Here is an 18,418-nt window from a genome sequence, read left to right on the forward strand (position 1 = left end):
TGGTTCCTATCGTCGTGCGGGGACGACGACGTCGGTGGCGATCCAGGCGTCGCTGTCGCCCGACTCCGTGAACACGGTGTGGCTGCCGTCGCTCTGGTGGGCAGTGATCGATGGAGTTCCCGACCGGGAGTCGTTCCGTGCGGAACCGATCGGCCGATCACCGTTCCCAGGCTCGCCGTCGCTGGTGTCGTCAACCTGTCCCATGACTATATGACACAAACGACGGTATTCGAGGTATCCGTTCTGCGAATATATGATGGGTCATTTTTACCAATCAGTTCCAGTGAAGAGAAGACGGTATCACTAGGATCGTTCGAGCCCCACGAACGCCGGCGGCGGTGTATGGTGCTATTAGGGTACGCGGGACGACGCGATAGTATGGACAAACAGTCGCTCCGCGAGCGAGTGTGGGACACCCTGGAGGACTCCGGCGAGGCCCGGTTTCCGTTTCCGCCCCACGGTCGGATTCCGAACTTCGCCGGTGCCCAGCGAGCGGCCGACCGGTTGACCGACACCGACGAGTGGCGGGCGGCCGACGCCGTCAAGGCCAACCCCGATTCGCCCCAGCGACCCGTCCGACGCGAGGCCCTCGACGCGGGGAAGACGGTCTACATGGCCGTGCCACGCCTGCGCGACGAACCGTGTTTCCTGAAACTGGATCCGGCACGCATCGACGACATCGACCGGGCGACGACGATCGCCGGATCGTCGGAACTCGGCGAGCAGGTCGGTCCCGATGCCGTTGAGGAAATCGACCTCGTCGTCTCGGGCAGCGTCGCCGTGACGACCGACGGTGCCAGGGTCGGCAAGGGAGAGGGCTACAGCGACCTGGAGTACGCGGTCCTCCGGGAACTGGGGCTGGTCGGCGCGGCGACGCCCGTCGCGACGACCGTCCACGAGAGCCAGGTTGTCAACGACGACGTGCCCATCGAATCCCACGACGTGCCGATGGATCTCGTCGTCACGCCGGAGCGAACGGTCAGAACGGAGACGACTGCAACGAAACCGTCGGGGATCGACTGGGACCGACTCTCCGCGGACCAGCGCGACGAAATCCCGGTTCTCCAGCGATTCGCTCCCGAATGAGTTCCGACGGTCGCCACGGGACCGCCGCTCGCGGGTGGGCGATCGGTGAGTTAACCACGGATCGACCCGACCGTCCGCGTGATGTATCTCTCACCCGTGGTTCGGACGCTCCGGGACGACCCCGTTCCGGGCGAGACGGTGACGCTGGTGCTCTCGCTGGCCGACGACGCGGCCGACTCGTCCGCGACCGTCGAAGCGGCGATCGAGGCGGCGGTCGAAGGGGTAGGCGGCACTGTCGACGAACACCTTCAGTTCGACACGATCGCAGTGACGGTCCCCCACGACGGAATCAGTGCGGTCTGTGACCTCGATGGCGTCGAATCGGTCGAAACGGCCGAGACCATCGGTATCACCCCTGGCGACGCTGGCGAGGACCTAGATCCTGAGGACTGACCGCTCCGGCACCCAAAATCGCGGGTCAGGTCGCTTCGGATTCGGCCGCGCGGGTCACCCGGTCGGCCAGTTCGGAGTAGAGACCGGATCGGCCGTCCTTCTGGATCAGTTCGGTCACGCCGTCGGGCGGCGATTCCTCGAACAGTTCCCGGCCCTGGCTGGTAAAGAGAATGAAGGGCACGTCGTCGCACGTCTCCTGGACGGCTTCTAAGAACTCGAAGCCGTTCATTTCGGGCATCTGGTAGTCGCTGACGATACAATCGACGCCGGCCTCGCAGTCCCGGAGCCGTTCGACGGCCGCCGGGGCGCTCGTCTCCGTGAGGACGGAGAAGCGACCGTCCGTGTGCTCTAAATACTCGCTCGCGAGGTCCACGACTGCGGGATTGTCGTCGACCACCACCACCCGTACCGTTTCCCCCGTCTCCGCATCGTCCGTGACCATCTCTGTACCCGAGACCTGTACCTCCGAAACCATAAACAGGTGACAGTAGTTTCTCGTCGTGAAAACACCCGGTTCGTGTCCGTCCCCGCCCGTGGCAATACCACGGACCAGTCACGCGCTTTTCGCTGGAGGTCCGGCGCGTGGCACGTATCTATTATGGGGCTGGAACACTGACTTCGGGTGAATGGAGGTCTCGGAGTCGATAACTCGTGCGGCCCTCGATACGCTGTCCAGCCAGGTCGCGATACTCGATTCGGAGGGACACATCCTGTTCACGAACAGCGCCTGGGGAGTAGCAGGCGACGAGGCCGCGACCGGTACCGGCGTCGACGCGGAGGGGGCGAACTACTTCGAGTCGGCCGACCCGACTGCCGACGAGTACGCCGCCGACGCCATCGAGGGGATCAAGGCGGTGCTGACCGGCGACCAGGACGTCTTCCGTCTCGAATACCCCTGTCACACGCCCGAGAAACAGCAGTGGTTCATGATGCGGGCCACGTCGTTCACGCTCGGGGACCGGACCTTCGCGACGGTCGCGCACATCGACATCACCGATCGACGGCTGGCAGAGATCGAGGCCAACGAGAACGCCGAGCAGGCAAAGCGGGAGCGACGCAACCTCGAACACCTTCTCGACCGGATCAACGGGCTCATCCAGGACATCACGCAGCTTCTGGTCGGGGCAGTCTCCCGCGAGGAGATCGAAGAGGGCGTCTGCGAGCGACTCGTCGAGGCCGACCCGTACGTGTGTGCGTGGATCGGCGACGCCGATTTCCCGGAGGAACACCTCGATCCTCGGGCTATCGCCAGTAGCATCGACGTGGCCCTCGAATCGACCGACCAGCAACTCGGCGAGGCGGCCGGCAATCCGAGCGGGCGCGCACTCGTCGGCGAGGAACTCCACGTCGTCCAGTCGGTCGGCGACGACGAGCAACTCGACCGGATATACGGCCACGCCGTCAGCTCACTGCTCGCGGTTCCGCTGGTGGCTCGGGACACGGTGTACGGAGTGTTGACGGTCTGTGCCAACGAACCCGACGCGTTCGACGAGCGCGAACAGGTGGTCCTCGAAGCGATCGGGCGAATGATCGGGAACGCCATCAACGCCGTCGAGAGCAAGCGCATGCTCACGACGAACCGGATCGTCGAGATGGAGTTCTCCGTCGCCGACCGCTCGGTGTTTCCCTGCCGCCTCTCGGCCGATCTCGGCTGTTCACTGCACTACTCGGGATCGGTGTACAGATCCGACGGCCAGGTCCAGGAGTTCTACACGGTCAGCGGTGCCGAGGCCGAGGCGGTGTCGTCGTTCGCCGACGGAGTGGAAACCGTAACCGCGTATCGACGCCTGGCCGATCACGACGACGAGTTACTGTACCAGTTCACCCTCCAGCACTCGTTGATCGACACGCTCGTCGACCACGGGGCAGTCACGCAGACGGTCACGAGCGAGAACGGGCAAGCCCGGTTCACCGTCGAGATACCCCAGGAGTCCGACGCCAAGTCGCTGTTCGAGTTGCTCTCCGATCGGTACGACCGGGTCGATCTCGTGAGCTATCACGAACACGAACGGCCCGTCCAGACCCGCCAGGAGTTCCGTACCGACCTCGAACAACGACTCACCGACCGACAACTGACAGCACTGCGGACCGCGTACTACAGCGGCTTTTTCGACTGGCCCCGGGGCGTCGACGGCGACGAACTCGCAGCGATGATGGACATCGCGCGGTCCACTTTCCACCAGCACCTCCGGGTCGCCGAACGGAAGGTGCTAGATGCCTTCTTCGAGCATCAGTAGCCGAGGGCAGTGAACTACCCCACCCTACTCGCTCACCGCTGACGCGGTTCGCTCCTTGAGGGTGGGGCTTCCTGCTTCCACGACGCGCTTTGCAGATACAGGCGTATCCACAGGGAGCGCAGTCTCCACAGGCATTCCTTCGGAGTGTCCCACTCCTAACTGCTTGATACCGCGAGAAAGGATGTTCCACGCCGTTGCCAGAAATCTCCGATTTCTGGCTGCCCGCCAGACGCAGTCTGGCGACCGCGTTCACATCCCTGTCCGCCTCAAACCCGCAGGCGGGACAGGAGTGTTCACGGACCCACAGCGGCTTATCCGTCTTGACGCCGCAGGACGCGCACTCTTTCGTCGTCCCACTCGGATTTACCGCTACGAAGTGTGTCCCCTCTCGCTCACACTTGTATTCGAGCAACGAGAGGAACGTTCGCCACGCAGCAGACGCGGTATTGCGACTGTTCGACGGTGATTCAAGCATTCCCTTCACGTTGAGGTCTTCGACCGTCACAAGGTCATACTCCCGAGCGTAGTAGTTCGAGAGTTTATGTAGGAAGTCGCGGCGCTTCCGTCGCAGGTCAGCGTGACACTCCGCGACTCGCCGCCGTTGCTTCTCGTAGTTGTTAGACCCGTGTTGCTTGCGCGAGAGTTTCCGTTGCTCGCATTCCAATCGCTCCCGTTCAGCGGAGAGGTCAAGCGACCCGACCGCCGTGCCGTCGGTGTCGTGGGCGTACCTGAGTATCCCTACGTCAATGCCGACGCACTTATCGGGAGTCTCAGGCGGCTCAGGTGGTTCATAATCCATTTCGACGGCGAACGTGGCGAACCACTCGCCCGTCGATTCCTTCTTGACCGTGACCTGCTTGAGCGTGGCGTCGTCGGGTATGGCGCGGTGGAGCCTTATCGGAATGTCCGCGAGTTTCGAGAGTGACAGCACAGTCTGACCGCCCTTCTTGTCGAGCTTGAAGCCAGACTGACTGTACGTGAAACTGCGGAACTCCCGTGGCCGCTTCCACTTGAGTTGGCCGACGCCGTAACCGTTCTCCTTGAGTTTGGAGAGTCCTTTGAGGTTGTCAAACAGGCGTTCCACGACGGTTTGGAGAACCTTCGAGTACACGTCCGAGAGGGCGTCCCACCACTTCTTGAGGTCGGGAAGTTCCGACCGGAGGATGGTCATGGACGGCAGTTCTCCGTGTTCGTCTCGGTACTCGTTGAGGCGGTAGAGCGTGTGGTTGTAGAGTTGCCTACAAATGTCTCGGTGGCAGTCCAACTCCTCGCGGTGAGCATCGGACGGCTTGAGACGGTACTTGTAGGCGTAGTACATCCGTTACTGTCGTTCCTCAATCAGTTCGTCCAACTGCTCTCGGACGAACGAGGAGAGGTTGAGGTGTTGGTCCTCAATCCACTCGTCTTGATCTTCCCGAATGGTGATTGTCTTCCGTTTCACCGTAATGCACGCTATGCACGTCACACGCATAATAGCTACGGTAGACATGGGCCTGTGGGTCTGCAACAGAACAGTGTATGGGAGACGATGACGGCGTTGACGAATCGCTCCGCGATTCGTTCGCACACCAGAATCTTTGATTCTGGGGACGCTGTATCCCCGCCCTACTGCGCTACTCGGGCTTCGCCCTGCATTGCTCGTTGAGGACGGGGGCTTAGCGCCTATATTTCAGCTAAATTCGAGAGTTAGAGAGATTCAGTGAGGGATGACCGAGATTGCCCAATTATCAAACCTAACAGATTGGGTGTGACTTTTTCATCAACCAAGTTCCAAAAGAGGGACACAATGGCCACCGACGGAGGTGTGAGAGCGGGTATCGAACAGGACATCGAGGACGACATCGAGGAGGACATCGACCGGAACGCCGGCTACGATCACGAGGCGGCCAGCGAGATCCAGACGTCGATCGCCGAGCTGGAGGACTCCTCGGTCGAGATCGCCGAGCGGACCCGGGAAATCTCGCAGTTGGCAAACGAGCAACACGAGGGGATGACCCAGGTCGCAAACGAGGTATCGACGCTCTCGGCCTCCGTCGAGGAGATCGCCTCCTCCGCCGAGGAGGTCGCAGCCTCCAGCAAACAGGCCAAAGACCTCGCCGAGGAGGGGCAGGCCTCCGCCGAGGAGGTCGTCGGCGCCATGGAGGAGATCCAGCAGGCCGCCGACAGCGTCGCCGAGGACGTCAGGACGATCCAGTCGTCGGTCCAGGAGATCGACGAGATCGTCGAGATCATCAACGACATCGCCGACCAGACGAACATCCTCGCGCTGAACGCCTCGATCGAGGCGGCGCGAGCGGGAGAAGCCGGCGAGGGCTTCGCCGTCGTCGCCGACGAGATCAAGGACCTCGCGGGCGAGTCCCAGACCCAGGCCGGCGAGATCGAGAGCATGATCGACGAGATTCAGGCGAACACCGAGCGTGCGGTCGGGAGCTTAGAGGAGAACAACGACCGCATCGATCAGGGGATCTCGTCGGTCGACGAGGCCATGGAGAACCTAGCGGAGATCGGCGACGCCGTTCGCGAGGTCAACCAGGGCATCGAGGAGGTCGCGACCGCCGCCGACGAACAGGCCGCCTCGACCGAGGAAGTCGCGAGTATGGTCGACCAGACGACCGCCAACGCCGAGACCATCGCCACCCAGGTCGACGAAATCACCGACGAAGTCGACGACCAGACCGACCAGATCACCGATATCAACGGGGCTATCGACACGCTCATCGAGGACGTCGAGACCCGGTCGGTCGCCGGCGACTGATACCGCGGACAGAAATTTTCGCACCCGTCGTTTGTCGAGCGGTCATTTATCCACGGTGTGCCGGGCCGATGGTCGATCCAGCGTTCACGGACTTCTGTCCGACAGTACGACGACACCGCTGGACCGGGTTCCCGCGTCGGTACGGTCAAGTTCACCCGGGCCGGACGGATGCCCATGGGGTCAGCGTCCGACGATCCGTCCGTCATCAGATCGATCGCGATCAGCGTCGAGGACCTGGTCGCGGCGTTAGAGTCGGCCCGCCGCAACGACCGAAACGCGGTCCTCCGCGTCACGCCACCGTTCAGCGGCCGAATGCGCGCTCGTATCCACGTCGAAGGCGCTGAGGGCTACGAGGAACCGGAACCGATCCACATCGATCCGAGTTCACTCGTCGGGGATTCGGCCCCGGACTACCCGACGCCCGTCCAGACGGAAGACCGACTTCGGGCCGATCCGGACGCCGAGTACTCTCCGGACCGACACCACGAGCGACACACCGACGCCGTCGCCGAGTGGCGTGGAAGCGTTCGCGAACACGTCGTCGAGACGATCACCATCGACACCCAGGCAGGCACCCACGAGATCGCAGTTACCGTCCTGGGGTGAGCATCCGAGCGACACCGGAATCCGTAGTAGTTTAACGGTCCTACCACTACTGATCTGCCCGTGTTGATTACAATAGGATCGTCGCGGAAAATATCGGCAGTATTATCGCCTACGACCGACCGAGAGCAGTTTATAAAATTTTACGCGACCTCTGAGCGCGTTGTGAAAGGTCCGGCCCGCGGGCGTGCGTTGGTGAAATAAGCCGAAACGTATCGAAGTCTCAACCGACTATAAGGGGTAGTCTCACCTTATGTTGAGACAGACAGACACGATGTCACCGTCAAGTCCCTCCAGAACGGAACTTCGAACGCTCCTCGCGGAAAGCGATCGCCTTCCGTCGCTGTCCCGTTACGGCACCGGACTGAAGACGGGCATCACAGGCCTCGCGTTCTGGAGCGCCATCGTTCTCCCGTTCCTCCATCTGCCGCTCCTGGCGACCGGACTCGAGAGCTCCGCCGTGACGATGGCCTTCGCCGTGTTGCTGGCGCTGAACGTGCTCGCCGTCGTCGTCGGACAGGCCCACCACCGGAACTGACCGGCCCGTTTCGGTCCCCATCACTCGCCAGTCAGTACCGCACGAAGTCGCGGCAGTTCCGCTGCAAGCGCTTCGCGTTTGAGCAACGCGAACCCGACGACGATGATCAGGAAGCCGGCCCCGGTGTACCAGTCGATGACCTCGCCGAGGACGAGATAGCCCGAAACCGCTGCAAACACCGGGGCGACGTAGGACACGAGGTTGATCTCGACCGGCCCCAGGCGGTCGAGCAGGTCGAAGTAGACGAGAAAACCGACGGCGCTGGCCCCGACCGACAGATATCCGAGTGCGCCCAGCGCCTCGGCCGTCCACCGAACCGAACCCAGCGACTCCGAGGGGAGCGCGACGCTGACGGCGTGCATCAACGCCGCCCCGCCGAGCATCGACCACGCTTCCATGGTCTCGATGGGCAGGTCGGCGTCGATACGCCGCGTCAGAACGCTCCCGAGCGCAAAGGAGAGCGCCGCGAGGAACACCAGTCCCTTCGCGATCACGTCGGCCGTCAGCAGGTTCGACGGGTCGGGACGCGTCAGGATCACCACGCCCGCGAGTCCGAGGAACGTCCCCGCGATGCCGGCGGGGGTGAGTCGCTGGTCGGGCAACAGCGCCCGCGCGAAGCCGGTCGTCAGGATCGGCGAGAGGCTGACGATGACGGCCGCCGCGGCACTGGTCGTCCGCTGTTCGCCGACGAACAGGAAGGCGTGATAGCCGCCGATGAGGAGGACGCTCCCGACGACGACCTGGACCAACCCGCCGCGACTCTCGGGCCTCCACTGGTCGGTCGTCCACCAGGCGTAGCCGAGCACGAGGATCCCCGCGATGTCGTAGCGTATCGCCGCAAAGAGCACGGGCGGGAAGTATTCCAGCCCCGCCTTGATGGCCATGAACGCAGAGCCCCACAGCGCCGCCAGCACCAGGAACAGCGTCGCGTTGCGATACCGGGTCACGGCCGTCTTTCACCCGGTCCGGCCCAGAAGGTTTCGTTTGCGGTCGTGTTCGGCCTGTGAGTATTACGCCGCTTGCCGCTCGTCCCGGAGCGCCCTGAGCACGTCCTGGCGGGCGATGATCCCGACGACCGTGCCGCCAGACGAGTCGTCCCCCACCTCGACGACGGGGAGTCGGTTGATGTCTCGCTCGTCACACAGGAGGTCCAGCACGTGATCGAGGTCGTCGTCCGGTGCGACCGTCACGACGTCGCTCGTCATGACGTTCCTGACGGGCTTGCCCGCGTTGCGTGCCATGTCGATGCCCACGTCGAGTTCGTCCCACGAGAGGTCGATGGCGTAGGTCAGGCTCTCCAGGAACGGCGGGAGCCCGACGGGAATCCACAGCGTTCGGTCCGAGGGCTGGAACAGGTCCACGAGGTCGCCCTGGGTGACGATTCCGACGAGTTCGCCGTCTTCGACCACCGGATACCCGTTGAACTCGGCGCGGGCGAGCCGAGTGAGCACGGCGGCAACGTCGTCGTCCGGCGAGACAGTCTCGACCTCGGTCTGCATGATATCGGCGGCGGTCAGCATGCGAGGACGGAGGTCCGGCCGGGCCGTAGGCGTTCCGGTGAGACACCCGCCCGCGAACCGGTAGTCGAACGGTCCTGTCCGCCCGTATATTTAAATTGCTGCCGTGATATAGGGCAACTATGGCCGCTTACGGCCGGCCGTCCCTTCGGGACTTGTTCGACGAGTCGCCCACGCCACACATCGCCCACCCGCCTCGCACCCATCACCGTGACTTCTACCTGGCAACGGATGGATCCTTCAGAGGCACTGGTGCCGCCACGGACGGCGGGACCCGGGAGACCGCTCCCGCCGGCGGACTCGGCGTCGTCATCGAAACCCGCGACGGGGAGCGCGTCGCACGCCTGTCGCTGCCAGACAGCGCACCCGACAACAACGTCGCGGAGTACCGCGCCCTGCACCTGGGGCTCGACGTGCTCGCCACGCGTGCGCCAAACGACGCCCGCGTCGGCGTCCTCATCGACCACGACGACCTCGCGGGCAACGTCAACCAGGCGGTGCTGGCCGCCCGCGGCGCGGACTGGGGCGCACACGACCTGTCCGTCCCCGGGGCGACGACGAATCACTGGCGGGGCATCCGGGCACGTATCAACGGCTTCGGCGAGATCAGGGCCGCCCGGATCGACAGCGGCGTGAACCCCGCCCACCCGCTCGCGAACGCGCCAGACCAGTACCACCACGTCAACCACGAACCCGACCGGTGTGTCCTCCCGGAGACCCCGCGCTCGACCGGCGGCACCGACGAGCAGTACCCGCCGCCGTCCCGCGCCGACCGCCACGCGAGCGACTGAGGGGTTCGTCTCCGGCAACTTCCGGCTCAGTGTAAGAGCCCTGCATCCGGCCTCTCGTAACGCTTCGCGACCGGTCTTTGCCGGTCGCCTCACACAGTCATGGATCGGAGAGCAGGTCCAACAGTAGCGTCTCGGACGCGAGCAACTGGTCGCGTCGAATCACAACGGGCGGAAAGACGTCCGGAGAAGAGAACTACGGAGCCGTCACGTTCCCGGACGGTGGCTGCGTGATACCGCCGGGTTGGGTCGCTCCCGAGTCGGCATTCGGCGCACCCGGTTCCTTCTCGCCCGACACGAGGAACGTTGCGAGGTTGCTCACGAACGCGTCGTTGTCGGCGAGCGTCGCACTCGCCGGGGAGAGGAAGCTCGTGTCACCGACGGCCGCGAGGTTCCCGACCCGGGCGGCGACCGTGTACGTGCCCGCCCTCCGGGTCGACGACAGCGACGTACCCTCGGCCTGGGCGACCGTCGTCGCGTTCGCGCTCGTCTGCAACGGGGTCGCGTCGCGGACGACGAGTCGGTCGACGCCGGTCGAGAGCGATCCGTTGCCGACGCCCCCCGCGTAGACGCTCTGGTAGTTGTTCGCGTTCTCGTCCATGTCGTAGAGGTAGCCCGAGCCGAAGGTGATTCCGAACTCCGTCGCGAGGTTCGTCGGCTGGCCGGGCGAGGAGGTAGACCCACTCGACCCGGCGAGCGGGATTTCGATGGACGATCCCCCGGTCGAGGCCTTCGGAACCGGATCGGCCAGCAGCAACACGCGACCGCCGGCTTCGGCGAAGGACTCGACGCCGTTGATTTCGCCGGCCGTGTACGAACTGGCCGGGTTTGCGACGACGAACGCATCGGCCGACTGCAACGTCGAATTCAGGGTCGAACTCCCGGACGCACCGAAGCTCTGGTCGTCGCCGCCGGAGTAGAACCGGACCTGGTGCCCGTCACTGACGAGGGCATCGACCATCGGCTGCATCGCGTCTTTGCTGACCGCGTTGCCGTGGCTCAGATCGATCACGACCGTCTTCGATTCGGCCTGGTCGACCGCGTCCACAGTACCGTCGTCCGCCACCGGCGTCGTCAGGAGCGTGTCCGTGTCGTACGCCGAGACGTTCGGTGCCGACGAGTTCGACGGCGAACCGCTCAGTAACGCGCCCGTCGCGGCCGTGCTCGCGAGGACGACCGCGACCACGACTGCGAAGACGGCGAGCCCCTTCAGGAGATCAGTTCGTGCCATTCCGTGTCACCTCCGTTCGGTCCGCCGAGCCGCCGACGTTCAACTGCCCGTGTATCATGAAGTACCGGACCGACTCCACGGTGGGCCCGTCGGACTCGGAAGCGTTCAGTCCGATCTGACTCAGCGTGCTCGGGGAGGGAGACTCCACCCGAGTCGTCTCGTAGTCCGAGAGGCCGGCCCGTCCGGCGGCGTCGTCGATCGCGGCGTCGATCCCGCCGACCTCGTCGGCGAGGCCGAGTTCGACGCCCTCGGACCCGGAGTAGACTTTGCCGTGGGAGAGTTCCTCCCGGGAGAGTTCGAGTTCGTCACTGCGTTCCTCGTAGACCGCGCCGACGAACGCGCGCCGAAGCGTCTCGACACGTTGGCGCGCCTCGGATTCCGTCGCCGTCGAGTACTTGTCAGGACCCGACGTGATCTGGTTGTCGGGCGTGTCCTGGGGCGGTACCGTCGCCCGAACGCCGATGCTCCCGATGGCGTTGGCCGGTGCCACGTAGATCGCGTCCGCGGGGGCGCTGGTGTAGTACCCACCCGACGCCGCCAGCCCGGTGACGGACGCGACCACCGGCATCTCCTGTTTCGTCTCTTTGACCGCGAGATACAACTGCTCGCTGGCAGAGGCCGTCCCGCCGCGGCTGTTGACGTCGAGGACGACCGCTTCGATGGATTCGTTCTGGCGCGCCTCGCGCATGGCGTCGATGGCGGCCGTCGCGGTGTCGCCGTTGATCGTCCCGTGGACCTCGATGACGGCGACGGTCCCGTCGGGACCGCGCGTGGTGTTCCACGCGTACGGGACGAGCGCGGCACCCACGACCAGCCCCACCACACCGAACACGATGACGGGACCGCCGAGACGGTCGAGGAGACCGCGTGATTCGGGCTTCACGTCGCAGCACCTCCCTTCGTCGCCGCGCCCGTACTGTTCGGGACGCCGAGCGAGACGTTCTCGAAGCGGATCGTCTCGGTGATCTCCCGACCGTCGGCGGTCCAGGTCGATTCGATCCGAACTGGCACCATGCGATCGACGTCGACCGACACTTGCCGTTCGGTCAGTCGGCGCTGGTCGCCGGTGGCGTTCGTCGACGGGTTCAGCGTGTAGACGGCGACGCGCTGGCCGTCGACCGTCTCCGTCCCGTCGTAGACGACCTCGTACTGCTCGACGAGGTCAGCCGCGAGCGCACCGTAGATCGCCGCGGCGCCGGTGCGACTGGATTCGGCGCTCCCGCCGGCGAAGAGCCGCGACGGCGAGGGGTCGTCGATGACGGTCGTCTGCCCGGCGTTGGGCCCGTCGTGATACGCGATGCGGAGGTAGTCCCCCTTGTCGAAGGCGACGGTCGCCCGCGTGGCTTCGCGGTCGTCGCCCCGCTCTACGGTCCGGACCATCGTGGCCTCGAACCCGTCCAGTGTTTCGTAGCGCGATTCGACCTGCTCGGCGACGGCGTCCGAATCGTCGATCTCGGTTCCCGCCGGTGCGAGACAACCGGCCGTCACGGAGAGGAGACCGACGAGTCCGACGAGTACGCCACGTCGGACGGTGTCGGAGTGTCTTTGTGACATGCTTCACCCCGACTACACGCAGCCTTCATAAGGGAGTGTCTGACAGTTTCCGGGTCAGAAACTCGGTGGTTGGTTTATATGTCGAGAAACCCGATCACTCTGTGAGAACACAGAGTCGGAAAAGCAGTGGCGGAAAACGCCGACTCGGACCTGCGGTCCGTCGCCGTCGATCTAATAGTCGTTCTGCTGGGCGTCCACGACCGCGACGCTCGCCAGGTTCACGATGTCGCGACCACCTTTTTCTCCTCGGGTTGCTCCCGGAGGTCGCAACCACTCGTCCAAAAAGCTGGACCAAAAACGCCGACTCGGACCTTCGGTCCTCGTCGCCGTCCGAATCAGTAGTCGTTCTGCTGGGCGTCCACGACCGCGACGCTCGCCAGGTTCACGATGTCCTTGACTTCGTCGCCGCGCTGGAGGACGTGGACGGGCTTGTCCATGCCGACGAGCATCGGGCCGATGGCCTCCGCGCCGCCGAGGCGCTGGAGGAGTTTGTAGCCGATGTTCCCGGCTTCCAGGTTGGGGAACACGAGGATGTTCGCCGGCTCTTCGAGGTCCGAGAACTCGTAGGTCCCTTCGAGGATGTCCTCGACGACGGCGGTGTCGGCCTGCATCTCCCCGTCGACCGGGAAGTCACAGGCGGGGTCGTCCCGGAGGAGTTCGGCGGCGCGGCGGGGTTTGCGCGTCCCCTGGTTGTCCACCGAACCGAAGTTCGAGTACGACAGCATGGCGGCCCGTGGCTCGATGTTGAACCGGCGGGCCAGATCGGCGGTGTGGCTCGTGACTTCGGCCAGGACTTCCGCGCCGGGGTTCTGGTTGACCGTGGTGTCGACGCAGAAGACGACGCGGTTCTTGAACGTGAGCATGTAGACGCCGGCCGCGTAGTTTGCGTCCTCGGCGGTCCCGACGATCTGCAGCGGCGGGCGCAGCGCCGACGGGTAGTTGTGCATCAGGCCGGTGAGCATCGCGTCGGCGTCGCCCATCTCGACCATGATGCTGCCCAGGTAGTTCCCGTCCTGGATGAGTTCGTCGGCCTCGCGACGGGTGATGCCCTTCCGTTTGCGGAGTTCGTAGAGCCGCTCGGCGTAGGGCGCGAGGTTCCCCTCGCCGGGGTCGATGATCTCCGGGTCGAAGTCCAGCGCCAGCGTCTCCATGATGGCCCAGATGCGCTCGCGGTCGCCGATGAGGATCGGCTCGGCGATGCCCTGGTCGACCAGCTGCGCGGCCGCCCGAATCATCTTCTCGTCGTCGCCCTCCGCGAGAACGACGCGCTTGGGCTCGTTTTTGGCCTTGTTCAGGACGACCCGCATCATCTCGCGGGACTTGCCCAGACGGGCTTCGAGTTCCTCGACGTACTCCTCGACCTCGAGTTCCTGTCGTGCGGCACCGCTCTCCATCGCTGCCGTCGCAACCGCGGGAGCGACCTCGAAGAGGACGCGCGGGTCGAGCGGTTTCGGGATGATGTAGTCGGGGCCGAACTGCAGCGGCTGGTCGCCGTAGGCCTTGACGACGGCGTCGGGCACGTCCTGTCGGGCGAGGTCGGCCAGCGCCTCGGCGGCGGCGACTTTCATCTCCTCGTTGATCTCGGTCGCACGCACGTCGAGCGCTCCCCGGAAGATGAAGGGGAACCCGAGGACGTTGTTGACCTGATTGGGGTAGTCCGACCGGCCCGTCGCCATGATGACGGTGTCGTCACGGGCCGCTTTCGCGTCCTCGTAGCCGATCTCGGGGTCGGGGTTGGCCATCGCGAAGATGATGGGGTCGTCGGCCATCGAGGCGACCATCTCCTGGTCGACGATGCCCCCGACCGAGAGACCGACGAACACGTCGGCGTCGCGCATCGCGTCCGCGAGGTCGCCCTCGGCCGTGTCACGCGCGAACTCCTGTTTGAACTCGTTGACGTCGCCCTCCTCGGCGCGGGCCTCGGTGATGATTCCCGAGGAGTCACACATCGTGATGTTCTCGCGGCTGGCACCGAGCGAGACGTAGAAACGGGCCGAGGCGATGGCGCTCGCGCCGGCACCCGAAAAGACGATATCGAGCTCGGAAACGTCCTTGCCTGCGATGTCGGCGGCGTTCAGCAGCGCCGCTCCGGAGATGATAGCGGTGCCGTGCTGGTCGTCGTGGAAGACGGGGATGTCCATCTGCTCGCGGAGTTTCTCCTCGACCTCGAAACACTCCGGAGCCTTGATGTCCTCTAAGTTGATGCCGCCGAAGGTCGGCTCCATCGAGGAGATCGAGCGGATCATCTCCCCCGTGTCGGCATCCTCGAGTTCGATGTCGAAGACGTCGATGTCGGCGAAGCGCTTGAAGAGGACGCCTTTCCCCTCCATGACGGGCTTGGAAGCCTGCGATCCGATGTCCCCGAGGCCGAGAACGGCCGACCCGTCGGAGACGACACCGACGAGGTTCCCCTTGGCGGTGTAGCTGAACGCGTCGTTCGGGTTGTCGCGGATGGCCCGGCAGGGGGCAGCGACACCCGGCGAGTAGGCGAGACTCAGGTCCCGCTGTGTGTTCGTCGGCTTCGTCGTCGAGATCTCGATCTTCCCGGGTGGATCCTCCCGGTGATAGTCGAGTGAGTCCTCGTCCAGTCCCATGCAGAAACTCCCACCGTGCCAGGGTAAAAAGGTAACCGAAAGGAACATTCGACAATCGTCGACCACGTCAATGGATTCCGTGGTATCGAGTCGCGATGTGAATGGATGCGAACGAACACGTTCAGCTCGTTTTCACGCACCGGGAACGAAAAGCCGGGTTGAAATACTCGCGGTCCTGAACGCCAGGTATGCGCATCAGGTTTCGCCACCTCGCCGCGACGACGACGGGGTTCACCTTCGGGCTCATCCTGCTGGGTGTGTACACGGGAGCCATCGGAGCGGGACTGTCCTGTGGCGCTCGCTGGCCGTTCTGTGACGGGTGGATGGGGCTGTTTCCCGCCACCTGGCCGAGTTTCATCGAGTGGTTCCACCGCCTCGTCGCGATGGTGACCGGCTTCATGATCCTCGGGACAGCCATCCAGGCCTGGCGGCACGACCACTCGCGACGTATCCGGTGGGCCTCGACGATTGCGGTCGTCGTCCTCCCTGTCCAGATCCTGCTCGGCGGGAACACCGTCCTGAACTTCGGCCCGATCTCGTCGGTCGTCCACCACGCCGCCGCCCAGATCATCTTCGCCGCGATGATCGCGACGACCGTCTGGGCGTTCGAGACCGCCGGCACGCGTGCCGCGACCGATCCGGAGGCGGACGCCTCGGCCGAATCCGGCAGTTCAGACCCCGTTCGGCTCTGATTCCGGCCCGGTTCTTTCGTCCGTCACATGAAATCGCCGAGACCGGACTGCTGCTCGTCGTCCGCGGCTTCGGCTTCGTCGTGGTCCGCTGACGCCGCGCTATCGCCGGATTCTCCGTCCCCGTCAGTCGCACTCGCTTCCAGCGTCGCCTGACCGTCGCCGTCCTCGTCCGTCCCCTCGGACGCCTCGTCCCCGGCGTCGTCCCCGTTCTCGGAGCCCGTCGACCGCGTACTCCCTTCGAAGGCACCGCCGGAGTGTTCGACCGCGGCTTCCTCGCGGAGTCGCTCGGCGTCCTCGACGATCGACTGGACCTTGTTGGTGTCCTTGCCGGAGCCGGTGACGAAGGAGACGTGGTCGGCGTCGAGGTCGTAGCGGGCGGCCATCGCGACGGTGAGTTCCCGGTTCTTGCAGTGGTGGGTCATCACCGCGAGATGGGGCATGATCTCCCGGCGGGCCGTGGCCATGCTGACGCCGCTCTCCTCGGCGATCCCCTGAGCGATGTGGTCGCGCTTGTTCCGCGTGCCCCGGGAGCGACCGAGTTTCGACCAGTAACTCGGCGGGCCGTAGCGCGTCCACCCGCCCTTCTCCCCGTCGCGGGCGGCCGCGACGCCGGCGGTCATGTTGTCGCCGGCGTAGCGCCAGTACGAGTAGTCCTGCGTCGCACGCACGCGCCCGAGCCAGCGGTCGGCGTTGGCCAGGAAGTCGTAGGCCCGGGCCAGTTCCGCGCCCTCGTAGTCCTTGGGCATGTTGTCCTCGATCCAGTTGATGAGGTCGTCCGGCGTCTCGTCGACGTCGTAGGACGCCTCCAGCGCCTCCTGGGCACCGGCCTTCTTGATGACCGTATCGAGGTAGTCGAAGACGCCGTTGGTCGTGTCGCGCTCGCCGGTGACCACGTGCTCTGCCCGGAGTTCCGCCCGGCCTTCGCCGAGCGCCTGCAGGTCCTTGATGGCACCGCGCAGGTCGCCGCTGTTGGTCTGGGCTATCTGGTCGAGCGCCTCGTCCTCGAATTCGAGTCCCTCCTGTCGGCAGATGTCTCGCAGCACCGGCACGATGGAGCGCTTGCCCACGTCGCGGAACTCGATGTCCTGGCAGGCGTTGCGCAGCGAGTTCGACATCTCGTAGTAGTCGTTGGCGATGAGGACCATCGGCTGGCCGGCCTCCTTGACGATCGAGGTCACGGCACGCGAGCCGCCGCGGTCGACGTTGCCGTGGAAGTTGTCGGCCTCGTCGACGATGATTAGCTGGCGGCCGCTCCCCCCCAGCGTCGCGTTCTTGGAGGCGCGGCCGGCCATCCGCTCGATGTCGTCTTTGGTGCGGGAGTCGCTTGCGTTGAGTTCGACGGTGTCCCACCCCATGTCGCTCGCCAGCGCGTGGGCCGCCGATGTCTTCCCGATACCGGGACTCCCGTGGACGATGACGGCCTCGCGGTGGTCGTCCCAGGTGTCGGCCCACTTTTTGAGGGCGTCACGGGCCTTGTCGTTCCCCCGGACCTCCGCCAGCGTCGACGGACGGTACGTTTCGGTCCAGTCGCTCATTACCAGAGGGTGGCGCGGCCGGCGTTTAGGGATTGCGGAGCGCTACTCGTCGTCCACGAGCTGCGGTCAATCCTCGTCCATGATGAGCGCAAGCAGGAAATCCGTTTCAGCGTCCAGTCTCGTCCAGCGCCGTCTCACGCGCACGCTCGCGGAGTTCGTCGCTCGTCGATTCGACGTCGGCGAACTCGTCTCGGAGCGCGTCAAGCGGTCCATCAGACATACGAGGTCGTACGGTGGATCGTCGTAAAAGCGTTCCCCGCATGCACTAACTCACCCACCGTCGGTGCGCCGGACGTCACTCACGTCCTGCACTCCGAGCGGACGACCGGTGGTACGCCGGAACGCGACACGATTCGACGCAGTCGACAGGGGGAAACTAAGATTTAATAACTCGACGGCGATGAGTTAATACATGACCGTCGTCAGCGTCTCGATGCCGGACGACTTGCTCGAACGGATCGACGAGTTCGCGGAGAACCACGGCTACACCGGACGGAGCGAGGTGTTCCGGGAGGCATCCCGGAACCTCCTCGGGGAGTTCCAGGACAAGCGACTGGAGGACCGCGAGTTGATGGCCGTCGTTACCGTCATCTTCGACTACGAGACCACGAGCGTCGAGGAGAAGATGATGCACCTGCGCCACGACCACGAGGACCTCGTGGCCTCGAACTTCCACAGCCACGTCGGCGACCACTACTGCATGGAACTGTTCGTGCTCGAAGGCGAACTCGAAGACATCTCTTCCTTCGTAGGCAAGGTTCGCGCGACGAAGGACACACTGTCGGTCGACTACTCGGTGTTGCCGGTCGACGACATCGGAATGTTCTCCTGATCGGCAGTCGCATCGTCGCTCCGTCGTCGTGCCGTAAGGTAGTAATAGGCAAATATATCTTGA

General features: G+C 64.6%; 18 protein-coding genes and 2 pseudogenes. 9 read left to right on the top strand and 11 right to left on the bottom strand.

Translation table 11 applies throughout. The features are described from left to right. Nucleotides 1-6 precede the first annotated feature (6 nt). The gene (locus E2481_RS05695; RefSeq protein WP_136716164.1) at nt 7-204 is read right to left on the bottom strand and encodes a hypothetical protein; all 198 of its coding nucleotides are present in this window, start codon (nt 202-204) and stop codon (nt 7-9) included. A 174-nt stretch (nt 205-378) separates the two neighbouring features. Here E2481_RS05695 and E2481_RS05700 point away from each other — a divergent pair, with 174 nt between their 5' ends. Further along, nucleotides 379-1,086, top strand: a complete 708-nt coding sequence (locus E2481_RS05700; RefSeq protein ID WP_136716165.1) for a 5-formyltetrahydrofolate cyclo-ligase — start codon at nt 379-381, stop codon at nt 1,084-1,086. A gap of 81 nt (nt 1,087-1,167) precedes the next feature. Next, nucleotides 1,168-1,479: a hypothetical protein gene (locus E2481_RS05705; protein ID WP_250137739.1), complete on the top strand. Its 312-nt coding sequence runs from the start codon at nt 1,168-1,170 to the stop codon at nt 1,477-1,479. 25 nt (nt 1,480-1,504) lie between these two features. On the opposite strand, the gene E2481_RS05710 is transcribed toward E2481_RS05705, so the two are convergent. Continuing rightward, nucleotides 1,505-1,921 carry a response regulator gene (locus E2481_RS05710; RefSeq protein ID WP_169302380.1) on the bottom strand — a complete coding sequence of 139 codons (417 nt, stop codon included), beginning with the start codon at nt 1,919-1,921 and terminating at the stop codon, nt 1,505-1,507. A 184-nt stretch (nt 1,922-2,105) separates the two neighbouring features. Here E2481_RS05710 and E2481_RS05715 point away from each other — a divergent pair, with 184 nt between their 5' ends. After that, the gene (locus tag E2481_RS05715; protein ID WP_136716168.1) at nt 2,106-3,716 is read left to right on the top strand and encodes a bacterio-opsin activator domain-containing protein; all 1,611 of its coding nucleotides are present in this window, start codon (nt 2,106-2,108) and stop codon (nt 3,714-3,716) included. 24 nt (nt 3,717-3,740) lie between these two features. Here the strand turns inward: E2481_RS05715 and E2481_RS05720 are convergent. After that, nucleotides 3,741-5,034 (bottom strand): annotated as a pseudogene (locus tag E2481_RS05720) (RNA-guided endonuclease InsQ/TnpB family protein). A 468-nt stretch (nt 5,035-5,502) separates the two neighbouring features. Between E2481_RS05720 and E2481_RS05725 the strand changes: the two are divergent. From E2481_RS05725 to E2481_RS05735, 3 genes are all read left to right on the top strand, one after another. Next, nucleotides 5,503-6,471 (top strand): methyl-accepting chemotaxis protein, encoded by a 969-nt coding sequence (locus E2481_RS05725; protein ID WP_136716169.1) that lies wholly within the window; start codon nt 5,503-5,505, stop codon nt 6,469-6,471. Between the two features lie 174 nt (nt 6,472-6,645). Beyond that, the gene (locus E2481_RS05730; RefSeq protein ID WP_136716170.1) at nt 6,646-7,077 is read left to right on the top strand and encodes a hypothetical protein; all 432 of its coding nucleotides are present in this window, start codon (nt 6,646-6,648) and stop codon (nt 7,075-7,077) included. A 271-nt stretch (nt 7,078-7,348) separates the two neighbouring features. After that, complete coding sequence (locus E2481_RS05735; RefSeq protein WP_136716171.1) at nt 7,349-7,612, top strand: hypothetical protein; 264 nt, start codon at nt 7,349-7,351, stop codon at nt 7,610-7,612. Between the two features lie 20 nt (nt 7,613-7,632). Here the strand turns inward: E2481_RS05735 and E2481_RS05740 are convergent, their stop codons facing one another. Both E2481_RS05740 and E2481_RS05745 read right to left on the bottom strand, forming a co-directional pair. Beyond that, nucleotides 7,633-8,559 carry a DMT family transporter gene (locus E2481_RS05740; protein WP_136716172.1) on the bottom strand — a complete coding sequence of 309 codons (927 nt, stop codon included), beginning with the start codon at nt 8,557-8,559 and terminating at the stop codon, nt 7,633-7,635. A 63-nt stretch (nt 8,560-8,622) separates the two neighbouring features. After that, entirely contained in the window at nt 8,623-9,132 is a 510-nt protein-coding gene (locus tag E2481_RS05745; protein ID WP_136716173.1) for a CBS domain-containing protein, read from the bottom strand. A 119-nt stretch (nt 9,133-9,251) separates the two neighbouring features. On the opposite strand from E2481_RS05745, the gene E2481_RS05750 reads away from it, so the two are divergent. Continuing rightward, on the top strand, nt 9,252-9,920 hold the full coding sequence (locus E2481_RS05750; RefSeq protein WP_136716174.1) for a ribonuclease H: 669 nt from the start codon (nt 9,252-9,254) through the stop codon (nt 9,918-9,920). Between the two features lie 193 nt (nt 9,921-10,113). On the opposite strand, the gene E2481_RS05755 is transcribed toward E2481_RS05750, so the two are convergent. The 4 genes from E2481_RS05755 to E2481_RS05770 all read right to left on the bottom strand — a co-directional run bounded on the left by E2481_RS05755 (nt 10,114) and on the right by E2481_RS05770 (nt 15,296). Next, nucleotides 10,114-11,148, bottom strand: coding sequence for a DUF4350 domain-containing protein (locus E2481_RS05755; protein ID WP_136716175.1), 1,035 nt, complete (start codon nt 11,146-11,148; stop codon nt 10,114-10,116). Next, nucleotides 11,135-12,031, bottom strand: coding sequence for a S49 family peptidase (locus E2481_RS05760; RefSeq protein ID WP_136716176.1), 897 nt, complete (start codon nt 12,029-12,031; stop codon nt 11,135-11,137). The genes E2481_RS05755 and E2481_RS05760 overlap by 14 nt, the downstream gene beginning before the upstream one ends. Beyond that, nucleotides 12,028-12,702: a LolA family protein gene (locus tag E2481_RS05765; RefSeq protein WP_136716177.1), complete on the bottom strand. Its 675-nt coding sequence runs from the start codon at nt 12,700-12,702 to the stop codon at nt 12,028-12,030. The genes E2481_RS05760 and E2481_RS05765 overlap by 4 nt, the downstream gene beginning before the upstream one ends. Nucleotides 12,703-13,037: 335 nt before the next feature. Further along, on the bottom strand, nt 13,038-15,296 hold the full coding sequence (locus E2481_RS05770; RefSeq protein ID WP_136716178.1) for an NADP-dependent malic enzyme: 2,259 nt from the start codon (nt 15,294-15,296) through the stop codon (nt 13,038-13,040). 188 nt (nt 15,297-15,484) lie between these two features. Between E2481_RS05770 and E2481_RS05775 the strand changes: the two genes are divergently transcribed. After that, the gene (locus tag E2481_RS05775; protein ID WP_136716179.1) at nt 15,485-15,988 is read left to right on the top strand and encodes a COX15/CtaA family protein; all 504 of its coding nucleotides are present in this window, start codon (nt 15,485-15,487) and stop codon (nt 15,986-15,988) included. 23 nt (nt 15,989-16,011) lie between these two features. Here the strand turns inward: E2481_RS05775 and E2481_RS05780 are convergent, their stop codons facing one another. Both E2481_RS05780 and E2481_RS19185 read right to left on the bottom strand, forming a co-directional pair. After that, on the bottom strand, nt 16,012-17,523 hold the full coding sequence (locus tag E2481_RS05780) for a replication factor C large subunit (RefSeq protein ID WP_136716180.1): 1,512 nt from the start codon (nt 17,521-17,523) through the stop codon (nt 16,012-16,014). A gap of 106 nt (nt 17,524-17,629) precedes the next feature. Beyond that, nucleotides 17,630-17,743: pseudogene (locus E2481_RS19185) on the bottom strand (AbrB/MazE/SpoVT family DNA-binding domain-containing protein); the annotation flags it as partial. Nucleotides 17,744-17,935: 192 nt separating this feature from the next. Between E2481_RS19185 and nikR the strand changes: the two are divergent. Further along, a complete protein-coding gene (gene nikR / locus E2481_RS05790) occupies nt 17,936-18,355 on the top strand; it encodes a nickel-responsive transcriptional regulator NikR (RefSeq protein ID WP_136716181.1) in 420 nt (139 codons plus the stop codon). The last annotated feature ends 63 nt before the right edge of the window (nt 18,356-18,418 follow it).

It is taken from the genome of Halorientalis salina (assembly GCF_005049285.1).
Lineage (GTDB): Archaea > Halobacteriota > Halobacteria > Halobacteriales > Haloarculaceae > Halorientalis > Halorientalis salina.

Excerpts from the sequence above, each read along its gene's own strand:
- E2481_RS05695 (WP_136716164.1), bottom strand. The coding sequence starts at position 204 with ATGGGACAGGTTGACGACACCAGCGACGGCGAGCCTGGGAACGGTGAT.
- E2481_RS05700 (WP_136716165.1), top strand. The coding sequence starts at position 379 with ATGGACAAACAGTCGCTCCGCGAGCGAGTGTGGGACACCCTGGAGGAC.
- E2481_RS05705 (WP_250137739.1), top strand. The coding sequence starts at position 1,168 with ATGTATCTCTCACCCGTGGTTCGGACGCTCCGGGACGACCCCGTTCCG.
- E2481_RS05710 (WP_169302380.1), bottom strand. The coding sequence starts at position 1,921 with ATGGTCACGGACGATGCGGAGACGGGGGAAACGGTACGGGTGGTGGTG.
- E2481_RS05715 (WP_136716168.1), top strand. The coding sequence starts at position 2,106 with ATGGAGGTCTCGGAGTCGATAACTCGTGCGGCCCTCGATACGCTGTCC.
- E2481_RS05725 (WP_136716169.1), top strand. The coding sequence starts at position 5,503 with ATGGCCACCGACGGAGGTGTGAGAGCGGGTATCGAACAGGACATCGAG.
- E2481_RS05730 (WP_136716170.1), top strand. The coding sequence starts at position 6,646 with ATGGGGTCAGCGTCCGACGATCCGTCCGTCATCAGATCGATCGCGATC.
- E2481_RS05735 (WP_136716171.1), top strand. The coding sequence starts at position 7,349 with ATGTCACCGTCAAGTCCCTCCAGAACGGAACTTCGAACGCTCCTCGCG.
- E2481_RS05745 (WP_136716173.1), bottom strand. The coding sequence starts at position 9,132 with ATGCTGACCGCCGCCGATATCATGCAGACCGAGGTCGAGACTGTCTCG.
- E2481_RS05750 (WP_136716174.1), top strand. The coding sequence starts at position 9,252 with ATGGCCGCTTACGGCCGGCCGTCCCTTCGGGACTTGTTCGACGAGTCG.
- E2481_RS05755 (WP_136716175.1), bottom strand. The coding sequence starts at position 11,148 with ATGGCACGAACTGATCTCCTGAAGGGGCTCGCCGTCTTCGCAGTCGTG.
- E2481_RS05765 (WP_136716177.1), bottom strand. The coding sequence starts at position 12,702 with ATGTCACAAAGACACTCCGACACCGTCCGACGTGGCGTACTCGTCGGA.
- E2481_RS05770 (WP_136716178.1), bottom strand. The coding sequence starts at position 15,296 with ATGGGACTGGACGAGGACTCACTCGACTATCACCGGGAGGATCCACCC.
- E2481_RS05775 (WP_136716179.1), top strand. The coding sequence starts at position 15,485 with ATGCGCATCAGGTTTCGCCACCTCGCCGCGACGACGACGGGGTTCACC.
- E2481_RS05780 (WP_136716180.1), bottom strand. The coding sequence starts at position 17,523 with ATGAGCGACTGGACCGAAACGTACCGTCCGTCGACGCTGGCGGAGGTC.
- nikR (WP_136716181.1), top strand. The coding sequence starts at position 17,936 with ATGACCGTCGTCAGCGTCTCGATGCCGGACGACTTGCTCGAACGGATC.